Below are 16,915 nucleotides of genomic sequence, written 5' to 3'. Positions count from 1 at the left end.
AAACGGCTAATAGCCTGCCCTCGTTATTCACGATGGCAGGCTATCTTTATGGTGAAGCTGTAAAGGCACTGCATCAGCTTCCGCTGATCACACGTGCTTGTTGTTGTTTGCATATGATTTTTCGTAAGCTGTCCCCGGATAAAAAGTAAACCCGCTCAAGGTCAGCGATTGACCGTCCCTTGCAATATTCCGCATAGATCTCATCATTACGATCATTGATCCGCGCTTTCGTGCCGCTGAGCTGTCCCCAGCCTGCACGCTCATCGCTTTGTTTCGGAATGTAAAGCAATTCGCCATCAATATATTGCTGTATTTGCCTAAGCAGAGTGGGGGGAAGCACATCTTTCCCGTTTTTGTAACGCCCCATCGAGGCCCTCCTTCGATTTGTGGTTCCATTGGCATTCGTTGGCTTGTTTTGCGTTAAACATGGCTAACCCTCCTCCTTTCATATTTTAAATTGCATGGATTTGAAATGTAATGGAGGGGGAACCGGCTAAGGCTCCCCCTATATGGGCATTCGCTTTAAGCGAATGCCACCTCCTGGATCTGAATCATTGCATTCAGCCTCCTTTCCCGTCAATTCGTCGGCCCGACATCTATATTAACGCATATAAGGAAGGCATTCCGCAAGGACGAAAACGGTTAAATTTGTATTTTCTCACTCAAACAATAACCGCAATGGGTCCGGAACCGGACAGCTCTTACGGGTTTCGGTATCCATAGCAACACTCGTAATAAGCGCATCCGTACACAGCTCATCGGCAGCATTTAAGATGTACTGCTCCAGAACAAAGCTGGTTCGGCCGACGGATTTGGGGCGGGTGATGACCGTAAGCTGATCTCCCTGCCGGCATTCCTTGCGGTAGTTGATATTAATATTGACCGTGACTGTCTGCACACCAAGTTTTTTTAAGGTGTCATAGTGGAGGTTGGCTGTTTCATACCATTCCTCGCGGCCCCATTCCAGATATTCTAAATATTTAGCGTTATTCACATGTCCGTTCACATCGATCTCAGTAGGGCGGACGATTAGGGATAGTGTCGTTTCCATAGCTCTCTCCTTATCGGATTTAGATATACACTATTATAACGCTGTGAAAAATCAGGAACAAACCGCTTCGTTTTTCAGACCAACTGTTTCTAATGCATTCGCTAATATCGAGATCATTTGCTCTATATCATCAGCTGACACAATAAGTGGAGGCATTAACCGGATCGCAGCTTGGTTAGGGGCATTGACGAGAAGCCCTTTTTTAAAGCATTCAGCAGCCAGCATGGGAGCTGAGCCCTCCGGTACATCAAACGCCAGAAGCAGCCCTTTGCCACGAACTTGGCTGATAGAGTATTCCGTAGACAGACCAGTGAGCTTCTCTTTAATCAACTCGCCTTGCAGAGCAGCATTGTCTGCCAGCCCAAGTCGTATAATCTCACTTACTACGGCATGACCAGCCGCCATACCTAGAGGTGCCGCACTGTAAGTGCCGCCTTGATCACCCGGTTCGAACAGATCAAATTCAGCAGTAGTCAGCATAGCAGACAGAGGGAAGCCGCTGCCGATCCCTTTTGCTAAGGTCATCACATCCGGCTTTATGTCGTAATGCTCATAAGCGAACAGCTTGCCTGTTCTTCCAAGCCCGGTCTGTACTTCATCGAAGATCAGCATAATATTGTAAATGTCGCATGCTTTGCGCAGTGCCTGCAGATATGGCCCGTCGACAGCATGAACGCCGCCTTCTCCCTGGACGAGCTCCAGCATAATTGCACAGGTACGGTCACTAATGGCTGCAAAACAGGCGTCAAAATCATTTATAGGTACATGGATGAAGCCGGGAACTTTAGGCTCAAATAAAGGTTTAAATGCCTCTTTGCCCGTGGCAGACATCATCGCTAATGATCTTCCGTGGAAGCTGTTGGTCAATGTAATAATCTCGTAGGCGCCATTCAAATGGAGAGCACCATGCTTACGGGCAAGTTTAATGGCGCTTTCGTTTGCTTCAGCACCGCTGCTTGCAAAGAATACTTTGTCAAAGCCCGAAACTTCCGTTAGGAGGTCCGCAAATTCAACCATAGGTTTGTTGTAGAAACCAGGGCTCGCATGAACTAACTGACCACTTTGATAAGTCAAAGCCTCCTGCAGGGCAGCAGGGGAATGTCCTAGACTCGTCACCGCCCAGCCCCCGATAAAATCCAAGTAGCACTTATCGTCGGTATCCCATAAATACATACCTTCCCCGCGCGTCATGACTACTTCAGGACGGTTAGCTGTATAAAGCAGCGATTGCTTGGCAGATGCGAGCAAGCTGTCGGTCGTTTTGTTCATGGTTTGCATGTTGTGATCGAACCTCCATATCCATTATGATGTGAATTAATATACAACATAGTGAATAATAATACAACAATCATCCAAGCTTTTTAAGAAAAGAAAATTTTTCTAATACGTAGACATAAAAAACGGACATACTGCATAAGCAGCATGTCCGTTCGATTATCCAATAATTATTTTTCCTTCGGGATGTCGGTACAGCTCTTTCGATTGAGTAGGAACAAGTGTATAAGCCAGGGTAAGCGGACCCATCCGCCCGATGAACATGACGATAATAATTAATATTTTTCCGATATAGGTCAAATGAGGGGTAAGCCCCATCGATAAGCCTGTTGTTCCGAATGCAGAAGTCACCTCGAACATGACGGTTAAGAAATCGGTCTCTTCCGTGGCTGTTAGGATCATTGTGAACAACACGATAGTAGCGACGGAGACGGCAGTAATTGTTAAAGCTTTATGGACCCGGTCCTTCGCTAATCTTCTCTTGAAGAAGACGACATCCTCTTTACCACGCATCATGGCGATTACAGCTCCGATCAGAATGGCAAAGGTCGTTACTTTAATACCGCCGCCTGCCGATCCAGGAGAAGCACCGATAAACATCAGAATAATTAGCAGAAATTGACTCGCATTACGCATGGCTGCAATATCGAGTGTATTCGCGCCGCCAGAGCGGGGCGAGATGGATTGGAACAGCGAACTGAACAGCTTGCCAGTAAAGCTGAGCGGCTGCAGCGTATTCGTAAATTCGAATATAAACAGTAGTACAGCCCCACCCAGGAACAAAATACCGGATGTAGTCAGCACAACTTTAGAGTGAAGCGAGAACTTGCGTATTTTCGGATAATCAACCACCTCGCCAAGCACGATAAAACCAATGCCGCCTAGAAAAATAAGAATCATAAGCACGGCATTGATGATTGGATCATCGACATGACTGGTAAAACTATTAAAGGGACCATGAATGGGACCCATAATATCAAGGCCAGCATTCGTAAACATCGACACACTATGAAAGACGCCGTAATAGAGCGCTCTATCAACCGGCATGATTGCTGACCACCTTGCCGTAAGAATCAGTGCCCCGACAGCCTCAATGGTAAAGGCATAAATGAGGACGCGGCGGATAAACCGGACGATTCCTTCGAGCGAGGTATGGCTCATCGATTCCTGAAGCCAGAGCCGCTCTCTGAGCGAGATCCGCTTGCGGAAAGCTAGAGCAAACAATGTCGCCATCGTCATGAAGCCAAGACCGCCAACCTGCATCAGCATCAAGATGACAATTTCACCAAAGGTAGAGTAGTGGGTTCCCGTATCCACAACAACAAGCCCGGTTACACATGCAGCCGATGTTGCTGTAAAGAAAGCATCAATAAATGGCGTATGTATTCGGTCTGCTGAGGCAGAAGGCAATGATAGCAAGATGGAACCAATCAAAATAATGATTACAAAGCCAGCTGTTAAGAGTTGAGGCGGGGTTATTTTCGACCAGTAGGATTTCTTCAAGCGTGTATCACCTTTCATGAAAGCTTCGTCAAATTCTAAGTTCTTATGTTTATCTGGTATAATTAGTATAAAGGCAAATGGTACAGGAGGACAGAGTTACATGAAATCAAGATATATTGCGAGTCTATCGCTAGCCATTATGTTTATTGGATTTATTGTGACCAGATGGTGGCTGCCGGAGAATGATTGGACCATGCTGCTGGAAAGTGGATTTGAAGCGGGGCTGGTCGGAGGGATTGCTGACTGGTTTGCGGTAACCGCTTTGTTCCGGCATCCGTTTGGTATTCCCATTCCACACACGTCATTGCTGCTTAAGAACAGGGACAAAATCGTTAATTCACTCATTTCCGCAATGGAAACAGAGCTTCTAAACAAGGAAAGTATCAGCAGGAAGCTTAAAGAATTAAAGCTGTTTAAAGGAATTGCGTCCGCGATTGTAGGTTTGCTGAGCAGACGCAGCGTACGGGTCGGCGTACTTCGTTTTGCCCAATCCTCCATTGAACAGGTTCCACTCGAGAAGCTTAGCGTTAAGATCCAAGAACTTGCCGCTGACTATGTCCGCAAGCAGGATATCGTTCCGATCGTAGATAAGCTGACGGACAAATTCGCTTACGACGGCTGGGATGAGAAAGCTCTAGATTTTGTATTAGAGCAGGGCAAGGAATGGGTCAAGAAGCGGGAAACCGAGCAATTCTTCGGCAGACTGGCGCACAGCAAGATGGAGGAAATGCAGGTTGGCGGTTTTATGGGCTTTGCCGTTCAGGCATTTGTTGGCTTTATGAGTCCGGAAAAGCTTGGTCCAATCATTCAGGGAATGCTGTTATCCAGTATTAAGGAGCTGAGCATTCCGGGGAACCCGAACAGGCAGAAGCTGCTTGACGAGGTGAAAAGGCATACATTAGCGTTGTCGGCAAATGAAGAATTGATGGCTCAGCTGAAAAAGTGGCTGCAAACCAGCACAGAAAGTGTCCAGCTAGAGCGGTTTATTCATCTTCGTCTTGAAGAGCTTCGTCAACTGCTGCTGGATAAGCTGGAAGATGAGTGCCTGAATGGCGGACGTGTGCTTGTTAGAGGCTTCCGCTTCTTAACAGAAGCAGCGAAAGGCAAGGAAGAGCTGCTTGACCGCTGGGAGCAGTCTATTCTGTCCTTTATGGTCAACTGGATTGAGAAGAATCATTACCGGATCGGACTGCTTGTCCGTGATAATTTGAACAAGATGGACGATCAGGCACTGGTCAGCATGCTTGAGCAGAAGATTGGTAACGACCTGCAATGGATTCGTGTGAATGGTGCGGTGTGCGGCTTTATTGTAGGCGTTATCCTTTACTTTTTCTAATTAGGAGAGTGCAGGAGGAATTGCAGGTGTCCTTATTGCAGTTAAACAAGGTATCCAAATATAAATTTGATGAGGAAAAGGCATGGCTGTTCAGGGATATAACGGCAGATATTAGCCCCGAAGACCGCATTGTTCTAATCGGGGGTTCTGGTCAAGGGAAAAGCACGCTGCTGCGCATTATCGCACGGCTTGAGAGGTTGGATGACGGCGGGATTTGCCTGGAGGGCAAAACAAGTAAGGAATGGAAGCCGCAAAGCTGGCGCAAGAAGGTAAGTTACGTTGCGCAGAAGCCTGTTATGCTGACGGGCAGCATCGATAATAATTTGCGTACGGTCAGCCTATTGCATGATCGGCCTTTTGAAGAAGAGCTTGCCCGGCGCTATATGGAGGCTGTAGGGCTCGGGCAGCTCGATTGGGGCAAGAATGCCGTTGATCTTTCCGGCGGCGAGCAGCAGAGATTGGCGCTTATCCGTTCTCTTATGTTAAATCCGGATATTCTTCTACTTGATGAGATAACATCCTCGCTTGATCCAGGAAGCAAGCATGCAGTAGAGCAGCTGCTGCTGGAATGGGTGTCAGAAACGAACTCGCCAAAAGCTTATTTATGGATTACGCATGATGTGGAGCAGGCTCGCGCAATCAGTAACCAAGTTTGGTTTATGGCGGAAGGATGTTTGCTTGAGAAGGGGGAAACAACAGCTTTCTTCGAACATCCGAACACCAAGCAGGCCAAACAGTTCATGAGTGGTCTGCAGACAGAAGTGGTGAAGCATCCATGAGCAATATGGCGCTCATCTGTACGTTATGTTTTGTTGCGGTTGCAGCATTCATCTCCATGAAGCAGAAGCTAGGACTGGAAAAGGAAATCTTAATCGGAACATTGCGTTCAGCAGTCCAACTGCTGTTTATCGGCTATGTTCTCCACTTTGTATTTGGAACAAGTAATCCGTTCTTTATTCTAATCATCATTACAGGCATGATCTTAGTTGCAGCTTGGAATGCCGGGGCAAAAGCAAAGCATATAAGCGGAATTCGGCTGCGAATTGCAATTACGCTTGCATGTACGGAAGGCGTTACAATGGGCATCTTGCTGGGGCTTAGCATTATTGCACCAACGCCTCAATATATCATTCCGGTAAGCGGCATTATTATTGGCAGCTCTATGATCGTATGCGGGTTATTGTTAAATCGCATGAAGCGGGAGATGGAGACAGCGAGGGGCGAGATCGAGATGCTTCTTGCACTTGGGGCAACAGAAAAGCAGGCGATTCACAGCTCTTTGCGACGTTCTGTCAGAGCTAGTATGATTCCGACCATTGACGGGATGAAGACGGTTGGGCTGGTGCAGCTGCCAGGCATGATGACGGGGATGATTGTGGCGGGAGCAGATCCGATTGAGGCGGTCCGATATCAGATTCTGATTATGTTTGTTCTAGCGTCTTCAGCGGCGATGACAGCGATGATACTTAGTTTAATCAGCTATAAGCTTTGGTTTACGAAAGATGCCAGACTACTGCCTGTACTTCCAGCAGATTAGGGTACTCGCATCCTTTGCAGCAATGAGTGAAATGAAGATAAAACCTTCGGGTTGGTCAAGAAGGATGCGAATACCTAAAAACTTGTTACTTAATGAGTGGGTACAGCCAGGTAACCCAAAGAGCCAAACAAACCAGTGTAAATATGACAGTAGGCGGGATAACGACTAAAGTCACCTTTATATAATCTTTCCAGCTTAATTTCACTTTAAATTGCTTTAGAATGTGCAGCCATAAGAGTGATGCAAGTGTCCCGATCGGAAGAAGCAGTGATCCGATATCACTCCCAATGACGCTGGCCAGATAAGCGATTTTCAGCGTAAGAGGGTCCAGATCCATGTGGGTCAGAGTCATGGTGCCAACCATAAGTGCAGGGTGATTATTAAAGAAAGTAGATAGCAGGGAAATAAGCCCGCCCATCAATAAACTTGCATTCAACAGATCCCCTGAAACAAGTGGTTGGAAGACATGGATAAGCATGTTGGTTAATCCTATATTATTTAAGCCATAAATAATAACGTACATGCCAAAAGCGAAGATAAGAATATGCCATGGGATTTTGGTGAGAATATCCTTAGGCGGCATCTTCAGATAAATCCAGCGCCAGCTAAGCAAGAGTAAAGAACCGGCAACCGCAATCCATTCGATTGGGAGGTGGAAATAGGAGCCGGCAAATAAGCTTAATCGAACGAAAAAAACAAATAATAAGACATATCCCATAAAGCGATTACTGAATTTGCGGCTGGAACGATCATCGATAGAGTGGCGAAGAGGATGACTGGCTATTGGATGCTGAGGGATGGAGACTGATAGTGGAATTTTCTTTGGCAATTGCCGGTAAAAGTAAATAAACATCAGAGTAACGAGGAACAGCAGGCCAAGTGTTGCAGGTACAAACATCATTAAGGTCTGCATGTACAGGTCCATATGAACAATTTTGAGTGCGATTAGGTTAACGATATTGCTTACCCCTATTGGTGCGCTTGAAGCGGTGGCGACTAATGCTCCGGACAATAAGTAGGGAATCTTCTGGCGGGTTTTCAGCCCTAGATGCTGCAGCATAATAAGCAAAATTGGGGTAGTAATAAGGATGCTTCCATCATTATTGAAGAATAAGGTCATTAGAAAACATAGGAGATTGACATACCAGAACAAACGGATCCCCGAGCCACGTGCCCGTATAGCTAGTCCTTCGGCAGCCCAAACAAAAAAGCCAAAGCTTTCTAATACAATGGCCATTACAATCGTTGCCATAATCGTTATAGCTGCACCGCTTACCGTTGTGGTTATTTGCAAAACATCTTGCATCGATACCGCGCCGCTTAGAATAACAAGAATAGCGCCAAAGGTTGCAGGTATAGCCTCGTTTAATCCCCTTGGTCTCCAAAGAATAAGCAGTAAAGTAAAGACAAAGGAAATTAGTGTAATTGAAACCGCAGCAGATTGCATGTAAGAATCACCTCAATTCGGTCAAATTACTTATGCGGTTCCTTCCTCCTTCCATCCTTTTTATCTACTACAACTATCACTAGTAGATATTGATAGTATATTAATATGTGCCTTCTTAAAAGAGTGTACTAGTCAGATGATTCTATTAATCTATAATTCCGCTATTTATGAAGCAAAAGAAGCCTGCTCTTTCCATAGAGGAAAGAACAAGCTTCTAAAAAGGTTTATTAAGAAAGGGTTGCTGCCTGATCCTGATTAATCCACTCTTGAGACCACTTCTGAATTTCCCGAACAATTGGCTCCAATGCTCGCCCTTTCTCTGTTAAGGAATACTCAATGCGGACAGGAATTTCCGGATAGACGACCCGGATTACGATTCCTTCGTTCTCCAAATCCTTAAAGCGCTCGGATAACAGCCTGCCGCTGATTGGAAGAGCGGCTTGAACGGCGCAGAAACGCTGCGGCCCGGATAACAGTTGGTATATAATTAAGCAGATCCAACGTTTTCCAATGAGATCCATCCCTTTCTGCAGACGCGGACAAAGGTTAGATTGCTCCATAAAGATCACCTCGATTGAATTCCATTTCATTATAGTCACTATGTTAAATGAATACAAGCAAACTTTTGTCAGGCTTGTAACTTGACGTCACTTGTTTATGAATTTATAATTAGTTACTAATAGTAACGAAGAATTCAATAATTTTTTCCATACTGGCGGATGTAGGCCAATGGCATAAAGGACCAGCTGCCTGTTGCGCTTATGCTTAAATCTCAATATACTGGTATTCACTGCAAGTTTTTGGTCCATTATTCGTGGTTTATTATTCAGCTAAAAAAAGAAGGTGCGATAGATGACTAAACAACATATCTTATCGATATTAAAAAATAAAATTAAAACAATCGACAATGGTGACCATGCTATCCATGTCGTTGGTCCAATTAAGCTGCCGGTGGATCTGGACGGCGAGACGGTTACGTTCCAATGGTATAGCTGGCTGCGTCGAGACAATCATACGAATGAATCGGTAGAAGAACTTATTACGGAACTTAACGCCGTACATTATGCGGAATTCCAGCAATCAAGCGTACTTGTCTACGGTGATTTCGAGCATGAGGAAGAAGCACTGATCCGTATGCACAGCATTTGTCATACCGGAGATATCTTCGGAAGTCAGCGATGCGACTGCGGGTTCCAGCTTAAGCAATCGATGAAGATGATCATTGCAAATGGAGCGGGTGCTTTATTCTACTTGGCGAACCATGAAGGACGCGGAATTGGTCTATTCAGCAAAGCAATGGCGTACTTGCTGCAAGAGGAAGGGCTCGATACAGTAGATGCTAACCTTGAGCTTGGTTTTGCTGAAGATGCTCGTGATTACAGCCAGGCGATCAGCGTCCTGAAGCTGCTGCGGAAAGCGCCGGTGTCCATCATTACGAATAATCCTCGTAAAGTGGAAGCGCTGCGTGATGCGGGAATGAATATTTTATCGCGAGTGCCGCTATGGGGAGAAGCTTCAGTTCATAATGAGAAATATTTATCAACAAAAGTTGTCCGTTCCGGTCATTTCGAACGGAAATTAGCCTTGAAATAAGCAACAGGCCGAGTGATCGGCCTGTTTTTTTTGCTGCCGGACCGAAACCAAACCATATATCCAGTCGTCTAATGGATATGCTCAATCTGGCATACACTATATGGAACGGAAGGTTGGGTGTGTATGAATGGTCATTTAAAACAGTCATTATATATATTGCTGTCTATGTGGATCGCCATTGGACTCATGGGATGCAGTAAAGGAAAGTCCGATGAACCAATTGCAAATAAAGAATTAAGGTCTGAGCAGCCGGGTGCTGATGAAGCGGTAGAGAAAAGTGCAGATCAGGATGCGCTTATTCAAAAATTTAATACCGTGGTCAGCAGTGCCAAGGAAGCATCGGATATTGTTTCTTTCCTGAATGAGAATATGAATAAAGCAGGGCAGAATAATGCTGATCAAATGGTGAGGGAGCTCTATACGTTTTATAGCAAGGATCTGGAGCGGTCGCAGCAGGCTTTTTTTGCCGATGATGTGCAAAAGGTTCTAACTGAGATGGACTGGCCGATTACATCAGCGAATGCAGCATCCATACCGGATGATGCGATCAGACAGCTTGTTGTGACGAAGTTATCCGGCGGCTATAAGCTGGTATGGGTGGAAGGCTCTATTTATCCGATCGTGGATTACAGCAGTCAGCAAATATACAGCACGTATTTGTCCAAGCCTTTAAACAGCTATATTGCTCTGAAAGCGGCTGAATCGAGCGAACCTGCTGCAATGGATGCCGGACTTGTCGTTTCTTGGAATGAACTCTCCAATAGAGCCATTATGGCAGAAACCTTCCTGCGGGATTATCCTGAATCGCCGGAATATCAGGAAGTGGAAGACCTCTATTTGGACCGGTATTTAAGCATGTATTTGAAAGGTCTTCCGAATACACCAATAGCCAACTCTGAAACCTTAAAGGTGGTACCAGAGGTTAAGGCCAGTTATGTGAAAATAACAAGCGAAAATCCGGATACAGTTACTGCAAAAATGGCTGATCGTTTTTTGCACATACTGGCTGCATCCAAAGACGTTGTTTTGATCCAGGGGCCAAGCGGGAAAAGGCTTCTGCCGGAGGTGGAGCAGTTCCAGAAAAACTATCGGACGGCAGCGAAAAGTCTGTTGTAATCCGGCTCTAACTCATCCAAAAAACGACAAAATTATTTTGCGTTCCGCATTCTTTTCAAGTATGATGGGATGTAACATACGAAAACTAGAAGGAGTAGAACATGAACACAAAAACTAGCCATTGTAAAATTGTCGATTGTACGATCCGCGACGGCGGACTTGTGAATAACTGGGATTTCAGCGTTGAATTCGTTCAGCATCTGTACAAAACATTGGACGAAGCTGGCGTAGATTATATGGAAATCGGCTACAAAAACTCACCAAAGCTGTTGAAAGGTGCAGACACAGCAGGCCCTTGGCGTTTCCTGGATGACAACTTCCTGAAGGAAGTTATCCCAAGCAAAGGCAACACAAAACTGTCCGCACTTGTAGATATCGGACGTGTAGACGAGAATGACATTTTGCCGCGCAGCGAAAGCTTGCTTGACCTGATTCGTGTAGCTTGCTACATCCAAGATGTGGACAAGGCTCTTGAGTTGGTTCAACTATTCCATGAACGCGGTTATGAAACAACGCTTAACATCATGGCGCTCTCTAATGTAATGGAAAACCAACTGATTGAAGCGTTCCAACTAATTAAAGAGAGCGTAGTTGATGTTGTATACATCGTTGACTCGTACGGCAGCTTGAAGCCTAACGATTACAGCTACCTGATTGAGAAATTCCAACATCATTTGCCAAACAAACGTCTTGGCATTCATACACATAACAACATGCAGCTTGCCTTCGCTAATACGCTGATTGCTGTTGAAAAAGGTGTGGAGTTGCTGGATGCTTCGGTATACGGCATGGGCCGCGCTGCAGGTAACTGCAACACGGAGCTGCTTGTAGCTAACCTGCAAAATGTAAAATACAATGTACGTCCGCTTCTCGACATGATCGAGAAATACATGCTTCCACTTCGTGAGAAGGAAGAGTGGGGCTACATTATCCCTTACATGATCACAGGTATGCTCGATGAGCATCCTCGTTCGGCAATGGCGCTTCGCGATTCCGAAGACAAAGATAAATGTGTCGACTTCTACGATCGTTTGACGACTCCTGAGGTTGCACACAGTAAATAGTGGGATGGGCCGCCTTGGTTAAGGCGGCCTTTTTTATTTGGGATGTTAAATGCATGCTCAGGGCGGTAATGTTTCTCTTCCGGCTGCTGTTGGTGTCGTGGGATTTGATTTGAATTGTATAAGGTTATCCCACGACACCAAAGGCAGGCGCTGACGCTCCTCCAGAGATACATTACCTCACTTCGCACACAACCCCAATAAAGAGGCTGCCTTAAAATAGGCAGCCCCTTTGTGATGGGACAGTTGGGATATGCCTGCGTGGCTCTGCCGCAGGCAGGCGGATAAAAGATCCGCCCCTCTCTTACTGGGTTCGATTGGGAGCTCCTGCAACACTGTCGCTGCAGGTTTGGAAATTGCCGAAAAGGGTGGTGTGAGAGAACCATCACAAACTTTACTCTATTCCGCTTCTAACGAATCCTGATATTCTTATTTGCTCAAAAGAGCCTCTCTGCGGATTCTAACGAACCCTAGACACGCTATTAAGACTTTTTACCTCGTTTGTTGCCGCCAATCGGCTAAATAACGATATCAGGATTCGTTATAATTTTCTCTTAGCAAATTGACCCCAATAAGACTCATACGATTCATTAGCGCTCTGATCAAGGTTGAAAAGGGGCTTGATGGGAGATGAAGTGGACAGTTTTAGGCAGGAGAAGAACAAAATTAGTTGGTGTGGACACGATAAGGCTGTGGGGAGCTGTGACGAACAGAGGAGACTAGAAAATACTAGTGAATGCTGGTGAATGGTGAGGCGTTAGGAGGATGGGGGACGGGAAAGAGAAAGGAACTGCCTGATACAGGCAGCTCCTTGGTGAAACCGAAGTTAGTTTTACAGCTTTTTTTTCATGGTGACGTGGGGGATGCCCTCTTCCATGAAGATGTCGGAGACAGTGTGGTAGCCGAGTTTGGCGTAGAAGGCTTCAGCATGTGTCTGGCCGTTTAGTTTGGCTTCCTTTAGACCGGCTTCACGAGCTGCCGATTCGAGTGCCTCGACGATTGCGCGGCCAAGGCCGTATTTGCGATGGGATTCAAGTACGCAGATACGCTGCAACTTGGCAGCGCCATCGACCTCTCTTAGGCGACCTGTAGCAACAGGTTCGCCATTGTAAAGGACAAGCACATGCTTGGCTGTTGCGTCGAATTCATCGTATTCGTTCTCAGCAGGGACGCCTTGTTCGTCAACGAACACTTTTTTACGGATATCAAAGGCTGCTTGCATATCTTGTTCATTGGTAATAACTCTCGATGTAATGGTCATGATGTAGATTTCTCCTTCCATATGTACAAAAAAGCATTAAGTTTCGCGAAGCTCTCCGTCGCCTCGAATGGCTGCAGCCTGATGAGGCTCATTCGGATGCAGGTAAGCGGTTCCGTTAAAGGTTCGTCCGTCCAGAGCTGTTGCGAAAAGCTCGATTCGAATATCCTCGCTTTGTCCAAACCACTCGAGCAGCTCGATATCCTTTACTCCATTAACATCCACATACCAAAGCCGAGAGCCGTAATCCGACACTAATACAAGCTCGGCTGTCTGAAACGGAAGCTCCTTCATTTGCTGTTGGTATACAATTTCAATGTCCTTTAATTGAATGGTTTCCATTATTGCAGCCCTCCATGAACGACATAGAACGGCGTGGAAAAAATGTATGCCGTGATGTCTGCTTTTGATTGTAATGTTCATTGCCGGTTAATGCAACAATCACCAGCCTTCCTTCGTCTTACTAATTAACAAAAAAAGGGGGTTGTGGAAAATGCTTAAACTACAAACAAAAAGCAAGCTCATGACCATGATGATTTTTACGCTTATTGCATTACTTGTTTTGGGAGGTTGTTCTTCGTCACGTAACAATAATGCAGCGAACAAAGGTGCGCCTGGTTCAAACAGCAGCGCATCAAATACATCTGCGGATGACCGGGGACACACGGAAGAAAGCCGAGCTGAAGAACCTACTAAGGCAACAGAAGAAGTCCGCAGGCAGGGATCGTCGGATGTTCCTATTCAAGCAGGACAGCTTACAGCAGGCGAGTGGGATGATCTTGCGGCTTGGGAGCGGTTCGATAATTTAATGAACAGCAGGGAGGGGAGTATCAGCTTAACCGATTGGCAGTTCAATAGCTTCAACCGGCTTGAGGTGATGGTTACTTCGGATGGCCGGGCCGTATCTGACGCGAAGGTAAAGCTGATCGGGCAGCAGAAAGACGTCGTATGGGAAGCGAGAACGAATGCTGACGGAAGGGCTTACCTCTTTGCTGGATTATTCCAGGATAATCAGCAGCAGAACGATCAAAGAACTCGTTATTCCGTCGAGGTAATGGCTGACCAGCAAAAAAAGCGGATTCAGGATATTGATGTCCCTGGACAAGGTACGTTAAAGGTTGATCTGGACGATGAAATGTCCATCTCCGATCAAGTTGATGTTATGTTTGTCGTGGATACGACCGGCTCCATGCAGGATGAGATGGATTATTTGGAAGCAGAGCTGAAGGATGTGATCAGCCGGGTAGGCGATCAACATGCGAATCAGCTGGATATACAGATGAGTACGAATTTTTACCGTGATGTTCATGATGACTATGTCGTGAAGGCGAATCCTTTTACAAAGGATATCGATAAAGCTGTTCAGCTTATTGCCCAGCAGAAAGCGCAGGGAGGCGGGGATTATCCCGAGGCTGTAGAGCAGGCTTTGCGGAATGCTATCAGTGAGCATAAATGGAGCGAAAACGCGCGGGCGAGGCTGCTATTCCTTGTGCTGGATGCCCCTCCACATCAAGAGACTCAAATAATCCAAGAGATGCACAGCGTGATGGCTGAAGCAGCGAAAGAAGGTATTCGAATAATACCGGTTGCGTCCAGCGGTATTGATATCGATACGGAGTATTTACTGCGGTTTGCGGCTGTTGCAACAGGAGGAACATACTTGTTCCTGACCGATGACAGCGGGATCGGAAGTGATCATTTGGAGCCGGCTGTTGGGGAATATGAGACAAAGCTGCTTAATGATCTGCTTGTAGAGGTCATTAATCGTTATGTGGAGTAGATAAATTGAGGTTTGTAAGAGATCGACCCGAAGCCAGCAGGCTTGGTATAAGGGGCGATCTCTTTTTCTCTGTGCAGGATAGCCGTCGTGCAGGTTTTCTTTTACAATGTATGAAAAGAACAGAGTCGGGAGCTGGTGGAAATGACGGTTCAACTAACGCCGCTTGGCGACCGGGCGGTTGTCGTTCAACTGGAACAAGCTGCAGATGCGGACAGCTGGATGCAAATGGCTGATTTTGCATGGGCCTTGAGGCAGCAAGCCGAAGGTTGGATTGTTGATGTTGTACCCGCATATGAAACGGTGACGGTTTTGTATGATCCTTCTGTGCTATGGCAGGAGATTGGGAAAGGTTCTAAGACGCAAGACCTCGTACCGTATGAATTGGCGGAGCGAAAGCTAAGAGGGTTTATTGCCAGAGGTATTTTGGATTCGGACCGGGAAATTCAGTCACGGCAGATTGATATTCCAACTTATTATGGCGGACGGTATGGGCCAGATTTGCTGGAGTCGGCAGCTCGTTCAGACCTGACGGCTGATCAATTTATTGAAGAGCATGCTAAAGCGGAATATACGGTGGCTATGATTGGTTTTATGCCGGGTTTTCCTTATTTGAGCGGTTTGCCTCAGCAGCTTGAGCAGCCTCGCAAATCAGCGCCCCGCGCTGTCGTTCCGCCTGGATCGGTTGGCATAGCCGGTAAGCAGACCGGGATTTATCCCCTCGCAACGCCAGGTGGCTGGCAGATCATTGGCTATACACCAATCGTGCTGTTTGATAAAGAACGAAGTGAGCCGGTGCTTCTAAGAGCAGGCGACCGCATCAGGTTTATTCCTATGTAACTGACGAGAGAGGTGATCGGTATGGAATTGGAAGCGGAAGGTTTGAGCGGCGGCATGAAAGTAGTGAAGGCCGGGCTGCTCACAACCCTTCAGGATTTGGGAAGAGACGGCTTCCGTTCATCCGGGATTTCGAGCGGAGGGGCAATGGACCGTTATGCCCTGCGGATCGCTAATCTGCTTGTAGGTAACGAGGAAGGTGAGGCAGGTCTGGAAATAACGCTTGTTGGTCCTGAATTGGCGATTGATACCGATTTGCTTATTGCCATTTGCGGTGCCTACATGGAACCTACAGTTGATGGGGAAGAGCTGCCGATGTGGCGGCCGGTCTTTGTGCCGCGTGGCGCGGTGCTGCGATTTGGCCGCGCTGTCAGTGGCTGCCGCGTCTACGTGGCGGCAGCCGGGGGCTTTGGTGTGCCGCGTGAGCTCGGCAGCCGCAGCACCGATGTGCGCGCCGCGCTGGGCGGACTCGCCGGGCGGCGCCTTGCCGCCGGCGATGCCCTGCCCTGCGGCGCAGGGCAAAGCTCAGCTGCCCCGTCCCGGTGGGCAGCTGCATGGCTAGCGGCGCTGTCGCGGCTTGGCGAAGCCGCCGCAACCGCGCCGCAAGGCGCGGGCCGCCGCCTGCCGTGGGCGGCCGCGCCATGGTTTGCGCCGCCGGCAGCCTATGGCGGCGGCGACGGCGAAGACGGCATCGTGCTTCGCGCGATGCCGGGGAGCGAACACGGGCAGTTCAGCGAAGCTGCCCGTGAAGCCCTGTTCCGGGAGCGATATATCATCGCTCCCGCCTCAGACCGGATGGGGTGCCGCCTCATCGGCACCCCGCTTACAAGACTGTCCCGTGCGGAACTGCTCTCGCACGGGGTAACGCCCGGCGCCGTGCAGGTGCCGCCCGGCGGCGGGCCAATCATCTTAGCCGCCGACTGCCAGACGACCGGCGGCTATCCGAAGATCGCGCATGTCGCAACGGTCGACATGCCGCTGCTGGCGCAGGCGAAACCGGGTGATGCGATCCGGTTTCAGCCTGTCACGCTAGCCGAAGCACAGTGGCTGGATCGTCAGCGCGAGCAGGACATCTGCATGCTGGCTGCTGCTATTCGCAGCCGTCAGCCTTAATAGAGAAAGGA

At 47.5% G+C, this 16,915-nt stretch carries 17 protein-coding genes; 9 read left to right on the top strand and 8 right to left on the bottom strand.

The window, feature by feature from the left end:
• Nucleotides 1-73: 73 nt before the first annotated feature.
• From AC0YNT_RS23265 to AC0YNT_RS23250, 4 genes are all read right to left on the bottom strand, one after another.
• Nucleotides 74-367 carry a CD3324 family protein gene (locus AC0YNT_RS23265; RefSeq protein ID WP_167282244.1) on the bottom strand — a complete coding sequence of 98 codons (294 nt, stop codon included), beginning with the start codon at nt 365-367 and terminating at the stop codon, nt 74-76.
• 291 nt (nt 368-658) lie between these two features.
• Nucleotides 659-1,051, bottom strand: a complete 393-nt coding sequence (locus AC0YNT_RS23260; protein WP_441893794.1) for an acyl-CoA thioesterase — start codon at nt 1,049-1,051, stop codon at nt 659-661.
• A gap of 51 nt (nt 1,052-1,102) precedes the next feature.
• Complete coding sequence (locus AC0YNT_RS23255) at nt 1,103-2,329, bottom strand: aspartate aminotransferase family protein (RefSeq protein WP_475806754.1); 1,227 nt, start codon at nt 2,327-2,329, stop codon at nt 1,103-1,105.
• A gap of 156 nt (nt 2,330-2,485) precedes the next feature.
• Nucleotides 2,486-3,847 carry a TrkH family potassium uptake protein gene (locus AC0YNT_RS23250; RefSeq protein ID WP_475806753.1) on the bottom strand — a complete coding sequence of 454 codons (1,362 nt, stop codon included), beginning with the start codon at nt 3,845-3,847 and terminating at the stop codon, nt 2,486-2,488.
• Between the two features lie 82 nt (nt 3,848-3,929).
• Here AC0YNT_RS23250 and AC0YNT_RS23245 point away from each other — a divergent pair, with 82 nt between their 5' ends.
• From AC0YNT_RS23245 to AC0YNT_RS23235, 3 genes are read left to right on the top strand one after another with little or no spacing between them, the layout of a single operon-like run.
• On the top strand, nt 3,930-5,165 hold the full coding sequence (locus AC0YNT_RS23245) for a DUF445 domain-containing protein (RefSeq protein ID WP_475806752.1): 1,236 nt from the start codon (nt 3,930-3,932) through the stop codon (nt 5,163-5,165).
• 26 nt (nt 5,166-5,191) lie between these two features.
• Nucleotides 5,192-5,944: an ABC transporter ATP-binding protein gene (locus AC0YNT_RS23240; protein WP_475806751.1), complete on the top strand. Its 753-nt coding sequence runs from the start codon at nt 5,192-5,194 to the stop codon at nt 5,942-5,944.
• A complete protein-coding gene (locus AC0YNT_RS23235) occupies nt 5,941-6,702 on the top strand; it encodes an ABC transporter permease (protein WP_475806750.1) in 762 nt (253 codons plus the stop codon). Before AC0YNT_RS23240 ends, AC0YNT_RS23235 begins: the two co-directional genes overlap by 4 nt.
• Nucleotides 6,703-6,787: 85 nt before the next feature.
• On the opposite strand, the gene AC0YNT_RS23230 is transcribed toward AC0YNT_RS23235, so the two are convergent.
• Both AC0YNT_RS23230 and AC0YNT_RS23225 read right to left on the bottom strand, forming a co-directional pair.
• Complete coding sequence (locus AC0YNT_RS23230) at nt 6,788-8,149, bottom strand: arsenic transporter (protein ID WP_475806749.1); 1,362 nt, start codon at nt 8,147-8,149, stop codon at nt 6,788-6,790.
• Nucleotides 8,150-8,376: 227 nt separating this feature from the next.
• Nucleotides 8,377-8,709 (bottom strand): winged helix-turn-helix transcriptional regulator, encoded by a 333-nt coding sequence (locus tag AC0YNT_RS23225; protein ID WP_475806748.1) that lies wholly within the window; start codon nt 8,707-8,709, stop codon nt 8,377-8,379.
• Nucleotides 8,710-9,001: 292 nt separating this feature from the next.
• On the opposite strand from AC0YNT_RS23225, the gene AC0YNT_RS23220 reads away from it, so the two are divergent.
• The 3 genes from AC0YNT_RS23220 to AC0YNT_RS23210 all read left to right on the top strand — a co-directional run bounded on the left by AC0YNT_RS23220 (nt 9,002) and on the right by AC0YNT_RS23210 (nt 11,922).
• Complete coding sequence (locus tag AC0YNT_RS23220) at nt 9,002-9,742, top strand: GTP cyclohydrolase II (RefSeq protein ID WP_475806747.1); 741 nt, start codon at nt 9,002-9,004, stop codon at nt 9,740-9,742.
• A gap of 123 nt (nt 9,743-9,865) precedes the next feature.
• Nucleotides 9,866-10,858, top strand: a complete 993-nt coding sequence (locus tag AC0YNT_RS23215; RefSeq protein ID WP_475806746.1) for a hypothetical protein — start codon at nt 9,866-9,868, stop codon at nt 10,856-10,858.
• Between the two features lie 101 nt (nt 10,859-10,959).
• Entirely contained in the window at nt 10,960-11,922 is a 963-nt protein-coding gene (locus tag AC0YNT_RS23210; RefSeq protein WP_475806745.1) for an aldolase catalytic domain-containing protein, read from the top strand.
• Between the two features lie 829 nt (nt 11,923-12,751).
• Here AC0YNT_RS23210 and AC0YNT_RS23205 read toward each other — a convergent pair.
• Together AC0YNT_RS23205 and AC0YNT_RS23200 are read right to left on the bottom strand one after the other, a co-directional pair.
• Nucleotides 12,752-13,180, bottom strand: coding sequence for a GNAT family N-acetyltransferase (locus AC0YNT_RS23205; RefSeq protein WP_475806744.1), 429 nt, complete (start codon nt 13,178-13,180; stop codon nt 12,752-12,754).
• A gap of 36 nt (nt 13,181-13,216) precedes the next feature.
• Complete coding sequence (locus AC0YNT_RS23200) at nt 13,217-13,519, bottom strand: hypothetical protein (RefSeq protein WP_167282269.1); 303 nt, start codon at nt 13,517-13,519, stop codon at nt 13,217-13,219.
• Nucleotides 13,520-13,670: 151 nt separating this feature from the next.
• On the opposite strand from AC0YNT_RS23200, the gene AC0YNT_RS23195 reads away from it, so the two are divergent.
• The 3 genes from AC0YNT_RS23195 to AC0YNT_RS23185 all read left to right on the top strand — a co-directional run bounded on the left by AC0YNT_RS23195 (nt 13,671) and on the right by AC0YNT_RS23185 (nt 16,904).
• Entirely contained in the window at nt 13,671-14,957 is a 1,287-nt protein-coding gene (locus AC0YNT_RS23195) for a VWA domain-containing protein (RefSeq protein WP_475806743.1), read from the top strand.
• 141 nt (nt 14,958-15,098) lie between these two features.
• Nucleotides 15,099-15,794 (top strand): 5-oxoprolinase subunit PxpB, encoded by a 696-nt coding sequence (gene pxpB / locus AC0YNT_RS23190; RefSeq protein ID WP_475806742.1) that lies wholly within the window; start codon nt 15,099-15,101, stop codon nt 15,792-15,794.
• 21 nt (nt 15,795-15,815) lie between these two features.
• Nucleotides 15,816-16,904, top strand: coding sequence for a 5-oxoprolinase subunit C family protein (locus AC0YNT_RS23185; RefSeq protein ID WP_475806741.1), 1,089 nt, complete (start codon nt 15,816-15,818; stop codon nt 16,902-16,904).
• The last annotated feature ends 11 nt before the right edge of the window (nt 16,905-16,915 follow it).

It is taken from the genome of Paenibacillus sp. J22R56 (genome assembly GCF_056269375.1).
This window is presented reverse-complemented; position numbering and strand designations above follow the sequence as displayed.